Origin of the sequence: Staphylococcus sp. HMSC072B07 (assembly GCF_001815505.1) — a bacterium.
Classification (GTDB): Bacteria; Bacillota; Bacilli; order Staphylococcales; family Staphylococcaceae; genus Staphylococcus; species Staphylococcus simulans.
This window is the reverse complement of the sequence record NZ_KV820931.1, coordinates 1-868: the sequence shown is the minus strand read 5'-3', so window position 1 is coordinate 868 and position 868 is coordinate 1. Positions and strand designations below refer to the sequence as shown.

Below are 868 nucleotides of genomic sequence, written 5' to 3'. Positions count from 1 at the left end.
ATAGTTTTATAAAAGACATAGTTTCTTTCTTAACCTGCACATAGGCTAATGCTTGCTGTGATTGGCTTTGATTGCGTTTTTTTTGTGCATTGCGATAGCTCATTTGCGATAGCTCATTTTGAATTTTTTTGAATAACTCAATAGGATTAATGGCATAAGTATTTGCGCCTTTACCTCCTTGTTTATTTCGCAAAGTATTGATTACAGTAATAAAACCGTTTTCTTTTAAAAACTTGATATGACGTTTGACAGTCGCAACAGACTTATCTAATTTCTTTGCAATTGTTCTGATTTTAATGTGCGAAATACCAATCACTTTGCAACTGTATTGTTTTAATAGGTTCAGTGTTTCGTAATGTGTTTTGCTGATTTGCGCATTGTATTGTCTTACTGTGTTATCCATTGCTTGAATTGAATCGAATGTTGCGTGTTCTTGTAAATTTATTAGTTGATATGCCATAATTTTTCCTTCTTTCTTAGAGGAACAAAAAAAGTGTGAGCCGATATATACAACGGCTTACACTTTTTTGACAATATCATCAGTTAGCGGTATCTCTGCTTTCTTGTTTCATTTAATACTTTTATGTTGCAATTTTACTTTTGTTCTTGTAACATAAGAGTATCAAAAGAATAAGAAAGAAGGACACCTAAAGTGCGCCGATAGCTGGTTTATCGGTAGCGGCTAATTACTGCGGCTAACAGTAATTAGTGCTGGTGTTCTTTTTTCGTTCTTTTTATTTAATGTTATCTTAGCACTAATCATTAAAAATTAAAAGCATTAACATAATATTAAAAAAGAGAGCGGCTGAGCAATAGCTGCTCTCTTTTTTTATAGTTTAAGAACCTTTTTTATGTTTGAATTTTTGAT

1 protein-coding gene is annotated in these 868 nt (G+C 31.8%); it reads right to left on the bottom strand.

Going from position 1 to position 868, the window contains the following annotated elements:
- Positions 1-460, bottom strand: a 460-nt coding sequence (locus HMPREF3031_RS09615; protein ID WP_142351321.1) for a winged helix-turn-helix transcriptional regulator, incomplete at its 3' end; no start/stop codon positions are given.
- Positions 461-868 lie beyond the last annotated feature (408 nt).